The 16,008-nt window shown below is 71.4% G+C and carries 10 protein-coding genes; 1 reads left to right on the top strand and 9 read right to left on the bottom strand.

Features of this window, described 5'->3' with window-relative positions; all coding sequences use genetic code 11:
• The 6 genes from AA75_RS46750 to typA form a co-directional block, all read right to left on the bottom strand.
• Nucleotides 1-178: ATP-binding cassette domain-containing protein (locus AA75_RS46750; RefSeq protein WP_149038690.1), on the bottom strand; the 178-nt coding region annotated here is incomplete at its 3' end.
• Entirely contained in the window at nucleotides 171-1,226 is a 1,056-nt protein-coding gene (locus AA75_RS41745) for an ABC transporter ATP-binding protein (protein ID WP_033825750.1), read from the bottom strand. The genes AA75_RS46750 and AA75_RS41745, both read right to left, overlap by 8 nt.
• 17 nt (nucleotides 1,227-1,243) lie before the next feature.
• Nucleotides 1,244-2,182, bottom strand: coding sequence for an ABC transporter permease (locus AA75_RS41750; protein WP_033825751.1), 939 nt, complete (start codon nucleotides 2,180-2,182; stop codon nucleotides 1,244-1,246).
• Nucleotides 2,175-3,101, bottom strand: a complete 927-nt coding sequence (locus tag AA75_RS41755) for an ABC transporter permease (protein ID WP_033825752.1) — start codon at nucleotides 3,099-3,101, stop codon at nucleotides 2,175-2,177. The genes AA75_RS41750 and AA75_RS41755 overlap by 8 nt, the downstream gene beginning before the upstream one ends.
• A gap of 137 nt (nucleotides 3,102-3,238) precedes the next feature.
• Nucleotides 3,239-4,876, bottom strand: a complete 1,638-nt coding sequence (locus AA75_RS41760) for an ABC transporter substrate-binding protein (protein ID WP_033825753.1) — start codon at nucleotides 4,874-4,876, stop codon at nucleotides 3,239-3,241.
• 423 nt (nucleotides 4,877-5,299) lie between these two features.
• Complete coding sequence (gene typA / locus AA75_RS41765; RefSeq protein ID WP_033825754.1) at nucleotides 5,300-7,168, bottom strand: translational GTPase TypA; 1,869 nt, start codon at nucleotides 7,166-7,168, stop codon at nucleotides 5,300-5,302.
• 254 nt (nucleotides 7,169-7,422) lie between these two features.
• On the opposite strand from typA, the gene AA75_RS41770 reads away from it, so the two are divergent.
• Nucleotides 7,423-8,625 carry a hypothetical protein gene (locus AA75_RS41770; protein WP_033825755.1) on the top strand — a complete coding sequence of 401 codons (1,203 nt, stop codon included), beginning with the start codon at nucleotides 7,423-7,425 and terminating at the stop codon, nucleotides 8,623-8,625.
• Nucleotides 8,626-8,652: 27 nt separating this feature from the next.
• On the opposite strand, the gene AA75_RS41775 is transcribed toward AA75_RS41770, so the two are convergent.
• The 3 genes from AA75_RS41775 to AA75_RS41785 form a co-directional block, all read right to left on the bottom strand.
• The gene (locus tag AA75_RS41775) at nucleotides 8,653-10,389 is read right to left on the bottom strand and encodes an ABC transporter family substrate-binding protein (protein ID WP_033825756.1); all 1,737 of its coding nucleotides are present in this window, start codon (nucleotides 10,387-10,389) and stop codon (nucleotides 8,653-8,655) included.
• Nucleotides 10,390-10,689: 300 nt separating this feature from the next.
• The gene (locus tag AA75_RS41780) at nucleotides 10,690-13,179 is read right to left on the bottom strand and encodes a SpoIIE family protein phosphatase (RefSeq protein ID WP_051814349.1); all 2,490 of its coding nucleotides are present in this window, start codon (nucleotides 13,177-13,179) and stop codon (nucleotides 10,690-10,692) included.
• 177 nt (nucleotides 13,180-13,356) lie between these two features.
• Nucleotides 13,357-16,008: SpoIIE family protein phosphatase (locus AA75_RS41785; RefSeq protein ID WP_051814345.1), on the bottom strand; the 2,652-nt coding region annotated here is incomplete at its 5' end.

The following is a 16,008-nucleotide window of genomic DNA, read 5'->3' on the forward strand; positions in this document are numbered from 1 at the left end:
CCAGCGTCGACTTGCCGCAGCCCGACTCGCCGACGATGCCGAGCGTCTCGCCCTTCTGGAGCGAGAACGAGATGCCGTCCACGGCCTTGACCGCGCCGACCTGCTTCTTGAAGAGGATGCCCTGGGTCAGCGGGTAGTGCTTGACCAGGTCGCGGACCTCCAGGATGGGCTCAGCCATGGAGGGTCTCCTTCCAGAGGTGGCAGGCGCTCTTGCGGCCGGCGAGCTCGGCGCCGTCCTTGTCGAGCACCTGGTGCAGCGCCGGGATCTCGGTGCGGCAGAGGTCGGTGGCGGCGTCGCAGCGCGGGTTGAAGGCGCAGCCGGCCGGGACCTTGAGCAGGTTCGGCGGCAGGCCCTTGATCGCGTACAGGTCCTGGCCCTTCTGGTCCAGGCGCGGGATCGAGCGGAGCAGGCCCTTGGTGTACGGGTGCGCCGGGTTGGCGTACAGCTCGTGCACGGGGGCGGTCTCCACGATCCGGCCGGCGTACATCACCGCGATCTTGTCCGCGACGTCGGCGACCACACCGAGGTCGTGGGTGATCAGGATCAGACCCATGTGGTACTCGGCCTGCAGCTCCGCCAGCAGGTCCATCACCTGCGCCTGGACGGTGACGTCCAGGGCCGTGGTCGGCTCGTCCGCAATGATCAGGTCCGGCTCCAGGGCCAGCGCCATCGCGATCATGATCCGCTGGCGCATACCGCCGGAGAACTGGTGCGGGTAGTCGCCGACGCGCTGGGCGGCGGCGGGGATGCGCACCCGGTCCATCAGCTCGATGGCCTTGGCCTTGGCCTCCTTGCGGGAGGCACCCTGGTGGACCCGGAACATCTCGCCGAGCTGGTAACCGACGCTGAGCACCGGGTTCAGCGAGGAGAGCGCGTCCTGGAAGATCATCGCGATCTTCCGGCCGCGGATCTTCCGGCGCTCCTCGTTGGACATCTTGAGCATGTCCTGGCCGCGGAAGAGGATCTCACCCGAGGTGATCCGGCCGGGCGGCATGTCGAGGATGCCCATGATGGTCTGGGCGGTGACGGACTTGCCGGAGCCGGACTCGCCGAGGACGGCGAGCGTCTCGCCGGCGGCGACGCTGTAGTTGACGCCGTTGACGGCCTTGGCGACGCCGTCCCGGGTCTTGAACTCCACGTGCAGGTCGCGGACGTCGAGCAGGGGGGTGCCGGGGGCGAGCCGCTCGGCGGCCGCGGTGGGCTTGTTCTCGGTCGCAGTGGTCATGGTGCGTGCCACCTCTCTCAGCGCAGCTTGGGGTCGAGGGCGTCACGCACCGCGTCGCCGAGCATGATGAACGCCAGCACCGTGATGCTGAGCATGCCCGCGGGGAAGAACAGTGCGAACGGGGCGGTGCGGATCACCTTCTGGGCCGAGTTGATGTCGATGCCCCAGGAGATGGTCGGGTCCTGCAGACCGATGCCGAGGAAGCTCAGCGTCGCCTCGGTGGCGATGTAGCCGCCGAGCGCGATGGTGGCGACCACGATCACGGGGGCGATCGCGTTCGGCAGGATGTGCTTGACCATGATCCGCGTGGTGCCGGCACCGAGCGCCTTGGCGGCGGTGACGTAGTCGGCCTGCTTGACCGTGATGACCGAGCCGCGCATGACGCGGGTCATCTGGGTCCAGCCGAGGGCGACCAGCGCGAAGACCACGCTCCAGATGGTGCGCGAGGTGAAGGCGTTGAGCACTACGAGGGCGCCGAGCAGCAGCGGGATGCCGAAGAAGATGTCGGTGACCCGGGAGACGATGGTGTCGACCCAGCCGCCGAAGTAGCCGGCGATCATGCCGGTGATGCCGCCGAGGACGGTGACACCGGCGGTGACGCAGATGCCCACGACCACCGACGCACGGGCGCCGTAGATCACCCGGGCGTAGATCGAGCGGCCCTGGCCGTCGTAGCCGAACCAGTCCGGCTGGAACAGGTGGCCGTAGTTCGGCTTGGTCAGGAAGTGCGTGCGCAGGTCACCGGCGCGCGGGTCCACCGAGGTGAACAGGCCCGGGGCGATGGCGATCACGATCAGCAGCACGATCAGCAGCGCGGAGATCACGAAGATCGGGCGGCGGCGCAGGTCGTGCCAGGCGTCCAGACCGAGGCTGCGGGCCTTCTCCGGCTTGGCCTCGGGGACCTCGGCCGCGCGCTGCGCGGGGATCTCGGTCTTGGTGTCGGTCAGGTCAGGCATACCGGATCCTCGGGTCCAGGACCGCGTAGAGCAGGTCGACGATCAGGCTGGCGGCGAGGTAGACCAGCACCAGGACGACCACGAATCCGGAGACCGTGGCGCCTTCCTTCAGGTTGATGGCGTGGTAGAGCTCGAAACCGACGCCCTTGACGTTGAAGATGCCCTCGGTGACGATCGCGCCGCCCATCAGGGCGCCCAGGTCGGTGCCGAGGAAGGTGACGACCGGGATCATCGAGTTGCGCAGCAGGTGGGTACCGATGACCTTGCGCTTGGGCAGGCCCTTGGCGACCGCGGTGCGCATGTAGTCGGCCTTGATGTTCTCGGCTATCGAGGTCCGGGTCAGCCGGGCCACGTACGCCAGCGACAGCGAGCCCAGGACGATGGCGGGCAGCAGCAGCTGGCCGAGGTTCATCGAGTCCTGGACGGTCGGCGTCACCCAGCCGAGCTGGGTGGAGAAGATGTTCTGGAAGATGAAGCCCAGCACCGGCACCGGAATGGAGATCAGCAGCAGGGTGAGGACCAGGGTGCCCTTGTCGAAGGCCTTGCCGCGGCGCAGACCGGCGAACAGGCCGATCGTCACACCGAGCACGATCTCGATGGCGAACGCCAGCAGCGCGAGGCGCAGGGTGACCGGGAAGGCGCCGCTGATCTTGTCGATCACCGGGCGGCCGTCCATCGCCATGCCGAAGTCGCCCCGGAACAGCTTGCCCAGGTAATCGAGGTACTGCTGGATCAGTGGCTGGTCCAGGCCCCTCGCGTGCTTGAACGCGGCGAGCTGGGCCGGGTCCACCGCCTTGTCGCCCCACATCGCGGCGACCGGGTCTCCCGGAAGGATGTGCACCATGAAGAAGATCAGGGTGACCGTACCCAGGAAGACCGGGATCATTTGGAGCAGTCGCCTCGCGACAAAGCGCCCCATCATGCCTCCATCCAATGCTCTGCCGGGCCGTCATCCCGTCACAGAGGTTCTATGGCGTGACAAGGCCGGTGCCGGTCCGCCCTTGTGGGGCGGAGGGCACCGGCCGTGTCGGTTCAAGCCGTGCGGTGCCGGCCTGATTACTTCTGCTTGACCTCGACCTGGGTGAAGACCGGGTCACCGAACGAGTCGAACTTCACGTTCTGGACGTTGTTCGAGTAGCCCGAGGTGGTCTTGTAGTACCAGAGCGGGATCGCCGGCATGTCCTTGGCCAGCTGGGCCTCGGCCTGCTGGTACAGCTCGGCGGTCTTCTCGACCGTGGTGGCCTTGTCGGCCTCGGCGGCGAGCTTGTCGAACTCCGGGTTGGAGTAGCTGCCGTCGTTGGCCGCGGCACCCGTGCCGTAGACGTCACGCAGGAAGTTGGCGTTCAGGGGGTAGTCCTGCACCCAGCCGGTCCGCATCATGCTCTGGACCTGCTTCTTCTTGATGATGTCGCGCGAGGTCTTGAAGTCCGGCTTCGGGTCGCCGACGCACTCGACGCCGGTGGCCTGGCGGATGGAGTTGCAGACCGCGTCCACCCACTCCTTGTGGCCGCCGTCGGAGTTGTAGACGATGGTGATCTTGTTGTCCGGGACGCCGCCGCCCTCGGTGATCAGCTGCTTGGCCTTGGCCGGGTCGTACTTGCAGGCGTCGCCGCAGGTGTTGTCCTTGTAGCCCATGGCGCCGGGGGCGACCCAGCTGTTGGCGGGCTGGCGCGAGCCGTTCAGGACGGTCTTGGTGATGGTGTCACGGTCGATCGCCATCGACAGGCCCTGGCGGACCTTGGCCTTGTCGACCGGCTTCCAGGCGTCCTGGTACATCGCGAACGAGATGTTCTGGATGGCGCCCTGGGCCTGGTCCACGGCACGGCTGCCGAGGTCGGTCTTGTAGGAGGCGAGGTCGCTCGGGTCGACCTGGTCCAGCACGTCGACGTTGTCGGACACCAGGTCCTTGTACGCCGCCTCGGGCTGGGTGTAGTTCTTGAAGACGATGCCGCCGTTCTTCGGCTTGTCGAGGCCCGCGTACTTGTCGTACGCGGCGACGGTGATCGCCTTGTTGTGCTCCCACGAGACGAACTTGTAGGGGCCGTTGCCGATCGGGTTCTGGCCGTACTTCGCCGGGTCGGTGAAGAACGCCTTCGGCAGCGGCGAGAAGGCCGTGTAGCCGAGCTTGTACTGGAAGTACGAGACCGGGCCGGTCAGCTGGATGGTGAAGTGGGTGTCGTCGACGACCTTCAGACCGGACATGGTCTCGGCCTTCGGGTCACCGGCGTCCGGGTGGACGTCGGTGTAGCCGGCGATGTCGGAGAACCAGTCCGAGTTGATCTGGTTGTTCTTGGTGTTCGCCGACCAGTTCCAGGCGTCCACGAAGGAGGACGCGGTCACCGGGGTGCCGTCGTGGAAGGTCCAGCCGGACTTCAGGGTGACGGTGTAGTTGGTGGCGTCGGTGGTCTCGATCTTCTCGGCCACCTGGTTGCGCAGCTTGCCGTCGGCGGGGTCGTAGTCGACGAGGCCCTTGAAGAGCTGCTTGATGATGCGACCGCCACCGACCTCCATGGCGTTGGCCGGCTGGAGCGGGTTCTGCGGCTCGCTGCTCTGGTAGCTGAACGTGCCCTGGGCGTTGACCGCACCGGTGGACGAACCACCGCCGCTGGACGCGCCGTTGCTGCCGCAAGCGGTAGCTGCGAGGGCGACCGCGACTGCTGCGACGACCCACTTGGCCTGGCTGGCACCGCGCATGGGTGTGCCTCCTGAATCCGTGTTTCAAACGAGAGCGCACCGCGGGGGTCGGCCGGCATCACTGCCACTGCCGAACGGTGCTTTCCTCGCCCGAGGTTCGGCGCGCACCCCTGCGCGTAACCCTTGACCCGAGCTCGACTGAACCCACTATCGGTCACACACGGATACGAACATGACCACTAGGGATCTCAATTTGGTCACATGGGTGGCGAGTTGGTTTTGAGAAACGGACATTCAGGACATACACAGACAGGGTCGAAACGGACAGTTGTCATGAACGACGGTCTGTCACGTCCGATTAACGAACTACTGAATGGTCATCTTCCGCTCCACTCCTACGCGCGTCGACCACGGAGCGTAAGAAAGGCGCCGGCCGGCCACCCCGCCCCGAAGGGCGGAGGGCCGGCCGGCGCCGCTACCGCGTCAGTTCTTCTTGGCGCGCGAGGCCGTGCGGCCGCGCTCCTTCTGGTCCAGGACGACCTTGCGGATGCGCACGGTCTCCGGGGTCACCTCGATGCACTCGTCCTCGCGGCAGAACTCCAGGGACTGCTCCAGCGAGAGCTTGCGCGGCGGCACCAGGTTCTCGGTGGTGTCCGAGGACGCCGCACGCATGTTGGTGAGCTTCTTCTCCTTGGTGATGTTGATGTCCATGTCGTCCTGGCGCGAGTTCTCGCCGACGATCATGCCCTCGTACACCTCGGTGGTGGGCTCCACGAACAGGGTGCCGCGCTCCTGGATGCCCATCATCGCGAACGGCGTCACGACGCCCGCGCGGTCGGCCACCAGGGAGCCGTTGTTGCGCATCCGCAGCTCGCCGAACCACGGCTCGTGGCCCTCGAAGATGGAGTGCGCGATACCGGTACCGCGGGTGTCGGTGAGGAACTGGGTCCGGAAGCCGATCAGGCCGCGCGACGGGACGATGAACTCCATGCGCACCCAGCCGGAGCCGTGGTTGGTCATGGTCTCCATGCGGCCCTTGCGGGTCGCCATCAGCTGGGTGATGGCACCGAGGTACTCCTCGGGGCTGTCGATGGTCATCCGCTCGACCGGCTCGTGCACCTTGCCGTTGACGAGCTTGGTGACCACCTGCGGCTTACCGACGGTCAGCTCGAACAGCTCCCGGCGCATGGTCTCGACCAGGATGGCCAGCGCCAGCTCGCCACGGCCCTGGACCTCCCAGGCGTCGGGGCGGTCGGTCGGCAGCACGCGCAGCGAGACGTTACCGATCAGCTCGCGGTCCAGGCGGTCCTTGACCATGCGGGCGGTGACCTTGTGGCCCTTGCCGCCCTTGCCGACCAGCGGCGAGGTGTTGGTGCCGATGACCATCGAGATGGCCGGCTCGTCGACCGTGATCAGCGGCAGCGCGATCGGGTTCTCCAGGTCGGCCAGGGTCTCGCCGATCATGATGTCCGGGATGCCCGCGACGGCGCAGATGTCGCCGGGGCCGGCCACCTCGGCCGGCTTGCGGGTGAGCGCCTCGGTCATCAGCAGCTCGGTGATCTTGACCTGCTGGATCGAGCCGTCCCGCTTGATCCACGCGACCTGCTGGCCCTTGCGCAGCTCGCCCTGCTCGACGCGGCAGAGCGCGATGCGGCCGAGGAAGTTGTCCGCGTCCAGGTTGGTGACGTGGGCCTGCAGCGGCGCGTCCTCGTCGTAGGACGGGGCCGGGACGTGCTCCAGGATGGTCGAGAAGAACGGCTCGAGGGAGTCGCTGTCGGCCGGGACCGTGCCGTCCTCCGGCTTGGTCATCGAGGCGACGCCGTCACGCGCACAGGCGTAGACGATCGGGAACTCGATCTGGTCCTCAGTGGCGTCGAGGTCCAGGAAGAGGTCGTAGGTCTCGTTGATGACCTCGGCGATCCGGGCGTCCGGACGGTCGGTCTTGTTGATGCAGAGGATGACCGGGAGCTTGGCGGTCAGCGCCTTGCGGAGCACGAAGCGGGTCTGCGGAAGCGGACCCTCGGACGCGTCGACCAGCAGCACGACCGCGTCGACCATCGACAGGCCGCGCTCGACCTCGCCACCGAAGTCGGCGTGGCCGGGGGTGTCGATGATGTTGATCGTGATCGGCGCGCCACCCTCCTTGGGGTGGTACTTGACGGCGGTGTTCTTCGCGAGAATCGTGATGCCCTTCTCGCGCTCCAGGTCGTTCGAGTCCATCATCCGGTCGTCGAGGTGCTGGTGGGCGGCGAAGGCGCCGGCCTGCTTCAGCATGGCGTCGACCAGCGTGGTCTTGCCGTGGTCGACGTGGGCGACGATGGCAACGTTGCGGATGTCATTGCGCGTGGGCATGCGGAGCGAACTCTCCCGAAATCGTGGGTTACGGCGCCCCGGCTGCGACCCTGCGACCTGACGACCCCTGTTGATCGCTGCCGCCGTACCGCCTGCTACTACCGGTCCACCTGCCGGGCACGACATGCCACGGCTTGTTCCTATCGTACGGGGAACCACCCACCGGGGCCGAAACGGAGGGCCCCGAGGGGGTCAAGATCACAACTGGGTCACCGCTCTTCCACCCCCTGAGCCCGCTGCCCCAACCTGGCGGGATGAAGAATTCACCCCGTGCCGGGAGGCCCGGAAACACCCGGTCCGGCTTCCGCTGGCCCTTCTACCTGGTGATCGGCGCAGCCATCGCCTTCACCCTGCTCACCCGGCAGGACGGCGGCTCCGGCGGACCCGACCCGCTGCTGGACGGCCTCGGCGCCGGGCTCGGCGCCCTGCTCGGCCTGCAGTTCACCCTCGCCCTCCAACTGCTGCTCGGCGGTGCCGGCGGCGTGGCCCCCACCGCTCTCGCCCTCGGCTTCGGCGCCCGGGTGACCACCCTGCGGGTCGGCGGGATGGCACTCACCGTGCGCCGGATCCCCGTCCCGTTCGTGTCGGCCGACAGCACCGTGGTGGCCGGGCCCCGGCTGCGGGTACGGCTGTGGCTGACCACCCTGGTCTCCGTCGCGGTCCCGATCACCACCGCCGGCCTGCTGATCATCGGCACCTCCGGCTTCCCCAGGGCGCTCGGTTTCGGCCTGCTGATGCTGCCCGCGATGTCGCTGACCGTGCTCGCCCGGATACCGCTCACGGCCGGCTGGATCCTGTTCCTGATGCCGCTGCGTCCCGGCGCGCTGGAAGCCCTCGCGACGAGCCCGGACGAGCTGGCGGGCGGCCGGGCGATGCGCCTGGGCCGGCTCGGCGAGGCCCGCGCCGCGCTCGACCGGGCGCCGGCCGACGGCCCGCCGCGCCTCGCGTCGGCCCAGCTGCGGGCCCAGGTCGCGCTCGGCGAGGGCAGGTACCAGGAGGCCGCCGCCGCGGCCTACCAGGCGGCGACGCTGGCCCCGCACGCCAGGATGTCGGGCCTCGCCCACCACCTGCGGGCCGCCGCGCTGGTCGGCGCCGCGGAGACCGGCGAACTGCCGCCGGCCGAGTACCTGCCCCGCCTCGCCGAGTCGCTCGGCCTCGCGCACGCCGCGGTCCCCGTGCTGACCCGCTACCTGGGCACCCGCGCCGACCAGGCCCTGCTGGAGGGCCACCGCGACGCCGCGCTCGCGCACGCGCGGACCGCCGCCAAACTCGCCACCGACGCCTTCTGGCAGGCCAACGCCGAGTGCTCGACCGCCGCCGCGCTGGCCGCCCTCGGCCGCCCCGACGAGGCCCGCACCGCCCTGGACCGGGCCCGGCAGGCGATGCCGGAGCTGGCCCGGATCGAGATCGTGGCCGGCCGGATCGGGCTGATGGAGGTCACCCCGGCCGGTGCGTGACACCGGCCGGGCCCGGATGGCTCCCGGTCAGCCCTTGAGGAAGCCGACGTCCTGGAAGCGCGGCGAGCCGAAGCCGTACGCGCCGGCGCCCGCCACCGTGTTGCGGACCGCCACCAGGTCGGGCCGCTGGTAGAGCGGCACCGAGTGGGCGAGCTGCCAGATCCGGGCGTCGGCCTCCTGCACCAGGTCGCGCTGGACGCCCGGGTCCAGCTCGCCGGCGGCCTTGTCGAAGAGCTGGTCGATCTCCTCGCTGCCGGTGCGCGCGTAGTTCAGGCCCACCACCGGGACCCCGTCCGCGCCCGGCCTGGGCTTGGCGTACAGCGCCCGCTCGTCGCCCGGGTAGCCGGTGGACGGCCAGGAGAACAGCGCCAGGTCGAAGTCGCCGGTGGCCAGGTGCTGCGGCACGAAGGTGTCGGGGGCGACGGGCTGCGGCTTGACCGCGATCCCGGCCGCGGTGAGCTCCGCCGCCAGCTCGTCCGCCGTACGGCGGGCGGTGGCGGAGCCGTCCGGGAGCAGCAGGGTGAGGCTCAGCTCCTTGCCGTCCTTGCTGCGGGTGGCGCCGTTCAGCGGCCAGCCCGCCTGGTCCAGCAGTTCGGCGGCGGGGGTGGTGCCGAGGGCGGCGCTGTTGTCCCGGTAGCCGTCCTGGTCGTTCATCAGCAGGTGGTTGCCGAGCGCCGCGGCCTTCACCCCGAGCGGGCCGAGCGCGGCGGTGGCGGTCTTCTGCCGGTCCACGGCGCGGGCGATCGCCCGGCGGACCACCGGATCGGCCAGCGGGCCGCGGGTGGAGTTCAGCGTCAGCTGGGTGAAGGCCGGGGCGGCGGCCCGGTGCAGGGTCAGGCCGGGCAGTGCCTCGGCCCGCTTCAGCGCCTGCGCGGAGGCCTCCGCGGCGGCGGCCGCGTCCGGCGGGGCGGCGCCGGCGCTGTCCGCCGGGACGGCGCGGTCGACCGAGGAGGTCAGCGCGGCGATGTCCAGCTTGTCCTGGTCCAGCGCGTCCAGCCGGTCGGCGGCCGGGACGGCGACGAAGTCCAGCTCGTCCGCCTTGACCGGGTCGCCCCACCAGTGCGGGTTGCGGGCCAGAACCACCTTGCCGGCGGCCTTGTCGTACGAGGTGACCGTGAACGGTCCCGCCGAGGTGCGGAAGGTGTCCGCCAGCGGCTGGTTGAAGGCCTGCGCGGTGCCGGTCACGGCGGCCGGGTAGAGCGGGCTGAACAGCTCCCGCCAGGCCGCGTACGGCTGCTTGAGCACCACCCGCACCTCGTGCGGGTCCGCGCCCTGGGTGACCGAGTCGATCTGGGCGTAGCCGCCCGGGTGGTCGGTGAGGTACGCCGGGTCGGCGCCGGAGAGCGCCTTCCACTGGGCGGTGAAGTCGGCGGCGGACAGCGGGGTGCCGTCGCTCCAGGTGGCGTTGGGGTTCAGCCGGTAGGTCACCGTCTGCGGGCTCTGGCCCGGCGGGGTGGACTCGGCGCCGGCCAGGTAGTCGGGGTCGGCGACCGGGCGGGCCCGGGTGTCCAGCCGGAACAGGCTGGGCAGCAGGGCCCCGGCCAGCAGCGCGGAGTCGGCGGTGGCCTCCGGCTGGTGGACGTTGAGGGTGGCCGGGACGGCGTCCACGGCCCAGCGGAGCGTGCCGCCGTCGCGGACCGTCGAGCGGTCGGTGCCGCCCAGGTCGGCGGCGCCGGGGGCGGGCGCGGGGTCGTCCGAGCAGCCTGCTGCCGTCGTGGCGAGCAGGGCCGCGAGGGCTGCCGCGGCGAGCTGGGTGGCGCGCATGCGTTCCTCCGTCCGAACACACAGGTGGATCACCACTGAAGGCCACCCCCCGCGGCCCGCCCCGCCGCCACGACGGACACACCCCCACGAACCACCCACCCGGCCGAAGGCTGGGGGCGGAACTGCGCGAGACGGAAGACCGAGGACCTGCAACTGAACGCCGCCGGCAGGTGGCACGCACGAGGCCTCCCGCCCTCGCGCAGTTCCCCGCGCCCCCAAGAGAAACCCCGCGCCCCCGAAGGAGAACGCCCGCGCCCCCGAAGGAGAACCCCTGTGCCCCTGGCGAGACCGGCGGGGGCCTCAGAGGGCCAGTTCGAACCAGACGATCTTGCCCTTGGGGGTGCGGCGGCTGCCCCAGCGTTCGGCGAGGAGGCTGACCAGCTGGAGGCCGCGGCCGCCCTCGTCGGTCTCCTGGGCGCGGCGCTGGCGGGGCTGGGCGTAGCCGTCGTCCCAGACCTCGCAGACCATGGTGCGGTCCTTGAGCAGCCGCAGCCTGATGTCGCCGCGGCCGTGCCGCAGCGCGTTGGTGACCAGTTCGCTGACCAGCAGCTCGGTGGTGTCGACGAGTTCGTCGAGGCCGCGGGTGAGCAGCCAGCCGCAGGCGAGTTCGCGGGCCTTGGCGACGGAGGTGAGGTGGGGCGGCAGCTTCCAGTCGCCGACCGAGTCCTCGGCGAGCGGGACGACCTTGGCCATCAGCAGGGCGATGTCGTCCTCCCCGTGGTGCGGGTTGAGTTCGTCGAGGACCTCGTCGCAGAGCTGCTCCAGTGCGCGGGAGCCGTTCTCGAGCGCCTCGCGGAAGGCCCGCAGCCCCTCGTCGAGCTGGTGCTTGCGGGACTCGACCAGGCCGTCGGTGTAGAGGCCGAGGATGGCGCCCTCGGTGAGGGTGACCTCGACCTCCTCGAAGGGTTCGCCGCCGACGCCCAGCGGCAGGCCCGGCGGGACCTCGAGCATGCGGGCCGGCTCGCCGGGGCTGAGCAGGGCGGGCGGCAGGTGGCCGGCGTTGGCGAAGACGCAGCGCTGCTTGACCGCGTCGTAGACGGCGTACACGCAGGTGGCGAGGTAGACCTCGGAGATCTCCTCGCCGAGCTGGGTGTCGTCGCCGAGGCCGCGGGCGATCTCGTCGAGGGCGGAGAGCACCTCGGCGGGGTCGAGGTCGAGCATGGCGAGGGTGCGGACGGCGGTGCGCAGCTGGCCCATCGCGACGGCGGCGCGCAGGCCGCGGCCCATCACGTCGCCGATGACCAGGGCGGTGCGGCTGCCGGGCAGCGGGATGACGTCGAACCAGTCGCCGCCGACCTCGGTGTTGTTGTTGCTGGGCAGGTAGCGGCGGGCGATCTCCAGGCCGCTGGCGGCGGGCTTGCCGGGGGGCAGCAGGCTGCGCTGGAGGATCAGGGCGCGTTCGTGCTCGCGGCGGTAGAGGCGGGCGTTGTCGACGCAGACGGCGGCGCGGGCGACCAGTTCCTCGGCGATGGCGACGTCGCGGGCGTCGAAGGGTTCGCTGCCGATCGCGCGGGAGAGCTGGACCAGTCCGAGGACCTGGTTGCGGGCGACCAGCGGGACCACCAGCGTGGAGCGCAGCAGCGGGTCGGGGCCGGGCTGGGGCACGGTGGAGCGGCCGGTGCGCAGGGCGCGGGCGTGCGGGGAGCGGGGCGGGTAACAGAGGGTGCCGCCGGCCTCGGCGACCTGGACGGTGCCGCCCTGGTTGCCGAACACCGAGGAGGCGTTGCCGACGCTGCTGCGGACGGCGACCCGGCGCAGTTCGCCGCAGCCGTCGAGGACGCCGGGGCGGCCGGTGAGCGGGCCGGCGTCGCCGGTGAGCAGGGCGGTGTACAGGTCGACGTTGGCGACGTCGCAGAACTGCGGGACGATCACGTCGAGCAGTTCGTTGGCGGTGGTCTCCAGGTCGAGGGTGGAGCCGATGTGGCTGCTGGCCTCGTTGAGGAGGGCGAGGTTGCGGCGGACGCCGGCGGCCTCGCGTTCGGCGATGTGCCGGCTGGTGACGTCCTGGACCTGGCCGGCCACGCCCATGGGGTGGCCGGCGGCGCTGTTGAGCCGGTAGAGCGAGATCGACCAGGCGCGGTTCTCGTCGCGGCGGCCGTGCTCGCGGCCGTCGGTGACGGAGCGGGCGACCTGGACGGAGCCGCTGAACCGCAGGTCGAGGATGGGGGCACCGCTGGCGAGGACCTTGCGCAGGGCGGCGGTGAGGCGTTCGGCGTCGCCGGCCGGGAAGAGGTCGGCCGGGCCGAGGCCCTGGAGGGCGGGCGGGGCGAGGCCGACGGCGGCGGCGAAGGCGTCGTTGACGCGTTGCAGGGTGAGCTGCGGGTCGAACAGGAAGAAGCCAGTGGGGGTCTGTCCGAAGACGGCCTCGGAGGCGGCGAGCTCGGTCTCGACGGTGCGCAGCCGGCCGAGGTCGACGGCCAGGCAGGTGGCGCCGGGGGCGTCGCAGCCGGTGCTGGCGGGCATCACGTACAGCTCGGCGAGGCCCTCGCCGCCGGCGGTGTCGCGGTAGGGGGCGGTGCCGACCCACTCCTCGCCGCCGAGGATCCGCTCCAGCCGGGCCCGGCCGCGCTGCCAGAGCTCGCGCGGGACGAAGGTGGTGATCGGGTCGGCGCCGACCGCGTCGGTGGCGGGGACGCCGAAGAACTCCGCGGCGCGGTCGCTCCACTGGCTGATCCGGCCGTCGGGGCCGATCGCAAAGGTGGCGACCCGGATGTAGTCGTAGATCGATCCGGCCGGGCCGTGGCCCCAGCCTGCGGGCGCGGGTGAGGGGACCGGGCGCCGTGCCCCGATCGGGGCGCCCGGCTGCCCGGGCACGGCGGCATGACCGCTGCCACTCGTGGCGTTCCGCGCCGGAAGACTGTTCAACGGACCGACCCCTCCAACCCGTGCCCATCCGGATGTCGAGAAGACCGAATATTCGAAGTCCGAGTATTCATCATCCGGGCACGGGCGCACACGTCCCTGACATCACAACATCGAATCGGGCAGTTGAACCCCGGTGTCCGGGTCAAAGTGGTAAGGCTCGTCCGGGTGTTCGACCAGCGGGAGTTCGAACCAGACCGCCTTGCCCATGCCCTCGGAGCGGGCGCCCCAGTGCAGGGCGAGCCGGCGGACCAGTTCGAGGCCGCGGCCGCCCTCGTCGGCCTCGGCGGCGTGCCGCTCGCGGGGCGGGTCGGGCAGCGGGTCGGAGATCTCCACGAGGAGCGTCTCGCCGAGGGTGAGCCGGACCCCGATCGGGGCGCTGGCGTACCGGACGGAGTTGGTGACCAGCTCGCTGACCAGCAGCTCGGCGGTGTCGGTGAGGTGCTCGACGCTCCATTCGGCGAGCGCGCCGCGGACCAGCCGGCGGGCCCGGGAGACGGCGGTGGGCTCGGCGGGCAGCGTCCAGCCGGCGGTGGGGACACCGGCCTGTCCGCGGCCGAGCCGGGCCAGCAGCAGGGCCACGTCGTCCGGCTCGCGGCCCTGCTCCATGGTGTCCAGCACCGCCTCGCAGGCCTGCTGGATCGAGGCGTACGGCTGTTCGAGAACGCTGAGCAGCCGGCTGAGGCCGACGTCGAGGTCCTTGTCGCGGGACTCCACCAGGCCGTCGGTGCACATCGCCAGCAGGCTCCCCTCGGGGATCTCCACCTCGATCGACTCGAACGGCACCCCGCCCACGCCCAGCGGCGCACCCGAGGGCAGGTCCAGCACCTGGCCGACCCCCCCGGGCAGCGGACCGCCGCTGCGGGCCGGCACCTCGGTGCCGTCGTCCTTCGGGACGATCAGCACCGGCGGGATGTGGCCCGCCTTGGTGGCCACCAGCCGGCCGGTGGCCGGGTCGAAGACGGCGTACACGCAGGTCGCCAGGAGCGCCTCGTCCGGGCCCTGGGCGAGGTCGTCGGCGAGCTCGTGGACGTGCCGCAGCAGGACGTCCGGCGGGAGGTCCAGCCCGGCCAGGGTGCGCACCGCGGTGCGCAGCCGGCCCATCGTGGCGGCGGCCCGCAGGCCGTGGCCCATCACGTCGCCGACCACCAGCGCGGTGCGGTCGCCCGGCAGCGGGATGACGTCGAACCAGTCGCCGCCGACCTCGGTGCCGCTGCTGCCGGGGACGTAGCGGTAGGCCACCTCGACGCCGGTGGGCTGCGGCACCTGCTGGGGCAGCAGGGTGCGCTGCAGGGTGAGCGCCGCGGTGCGCTCGCGGGCGTACAGCCGGGCGTTGTCCAGCGAGGAGCCGGCCCGGTCGGCGAGTTCGACGGTGAAGGCCAGGTCGTCCCGGTCGAAGCCCTCGCGGTACCCGGCGCGGCTGACCACCAGCAGCCCGATCACGATGCCGCGGGCACGCAGCGGGACCACCAGCCGGGAGTGCACCCCGAGCTCGTGGGCGGCCTGCACCTTGGGGTCGCCCGGGTAGCTGAGGTCGCTCAGCTCGTCGCTGCCGGAGAGCAGCTCGGGCACGCCGCTGCGCAGCACCCGCCCGAACGCGGAGTCCTCGGAGAAGGTGATCCGGGCGCCGCGGCGCAGCATCGCCTCGACCTCGGGGCCGTCCTGGACGGAGGCCACCCCGAGCTGGAGCAGCGAGGTCCGGCGGTCGTGGCCGTGCCGGGGCAGGTCGTCCCCGTGGGCGACCGCCTGGAGCAGGATCACGCCTGCGTAGTCGGCCAGCCTGGGCACCACCGCGCCGGCCAGTTCCTGGGCGATCCGGGAGGCGTCGAGCAGGTCGCCGACCCGGGAGCCGAACTCGTTGAGCAGCGAGAGGCGGCGGCGGGCGTGCTCGACCTTGGCGACCGCCCGGTATCGCTCGGTCACGTCCATCACGGTGCCGGAGATGCCGAGCACCCGGCCGGAGCGGTCGGTCATCCGGCTGTAGGAGATCGAACGGAAGCCGGAGCGGGCGGTCAGCGGCGAGGCGAGGGTGACGTCGATCACGGGTTCGCCGGTGGCCAGCACCTGGCGCTGGATCGCGGTGATCTCGTCGGCGGCCCGCTCGGGCAGCGTCTCGCCGGTGGTGCGGCCGACGTGGTCCTCGGCGAGGACGCCGTTCATCTCGGCCAGGGTCTGGTTGACGGCGGTGTAGCGCAGGTCGGTGTCGAGGATCGCGATGCCGAGCGGGGACTGCTCGAAAAGGGCGTCGCGGACCGCGAGGTCGCGTTCGACGGCCCGCAGGGTGGCCGCGTCGGCGAGGGCGACCTGGAGGAACGGCGTGCCGTCGCCGTCGACCAGCAGCGAGATCCGGGCCTCCACCGGGACCTGGGCGCCGTCCCGGTCGGCGAGCTCGGTGAAGCCGTGCCAGCGGCCCAGGCGCAGGGTCTCGGCGATCGCGGCGCGGGCCTGGGCGACCAGCTCCGGGTCGCCCATCAGCTCGTCGATCAGCCGGCCGACCAGGACCTCGCTGGGCCAGCCGAGCATCTCCTCGGCGGCGGGGCTCCACAGCACCACCCGCCCGCCGGTGTCCAGGATCGCGATGGCGACCTTCACCACGTCGAACAGGCTGCCGCCGTCGCGCTCGGCGGGCAGCCGGGCCGGGGCGCCCTCGCGGGGGGCGGCGGTGTTGGCGGCGGGCGTACCCGGGTAGGCCAGGGTGGGGCGCCCGCGTCCGGTGACGGCCGCGGGCGCGACGGGGTCGCGCGCGGGCTGCTCGGC

Origin of the sequence: Kitasatospora sp. MBT63 (assembly GCF_000710465.2) — a bacterium.
Classification (GTDB): Bacteria; Actinomycetota; Actinomycetes; order Streptomycetales; family Streptomycetaceae; genus Kitasatospora.

Coding starts and splice junctions, on each gene's coding strand:
- typA (WP_033825754.1), bottom strand. CDS start 7,168: ATGCCCACGCGCAATGACATCCGCAACGTTGCCATCGTCGCCCACGTC.
- AA75_RS41755 (WP_033825752.1), bottom strand. CDS start 3,101: ATGGGGCGCTTTGTCGCGAGGCGACTGCTCCAAATGATCCCGGTCTTC.
- AA75_RS41770 (WP_033825755.1), top strand. CDS start 7,423: ATGAAGAATTCACCCCGTGCCGGGAGGCCCGGAAACACCCGGTCCGGC.
- AA75_RS41745 (WP_033825750.1), bottom strand. CDS start 1,226: ATGACCACTGCGACCGAGAACAAGCCCACCGCGGCCGCCGAGCGGCTC.
- AA75_RS41750 (WP_033825751.1), bottom strand. CDS start 2,182: ATGCCTGACCTGACCGACACCAAGACCGAGATCCCCGCGCAGCGCGCG.
- AA75_RS41775 (WP_033825756.1), bottom strand. CDS start 10,389: ATGCGCGCCACCCAGCTCGCCGCGGCAGCCCTCGCGGCCCTGCTCGCC.
- AA75_RS41760 (WP_033825753.1), bottom strand. CDS start 4,876: ATGCGCGGTGCCAGCCAGGCCAAGTGGGTCGTCGCAGCAGTCGCGGTC.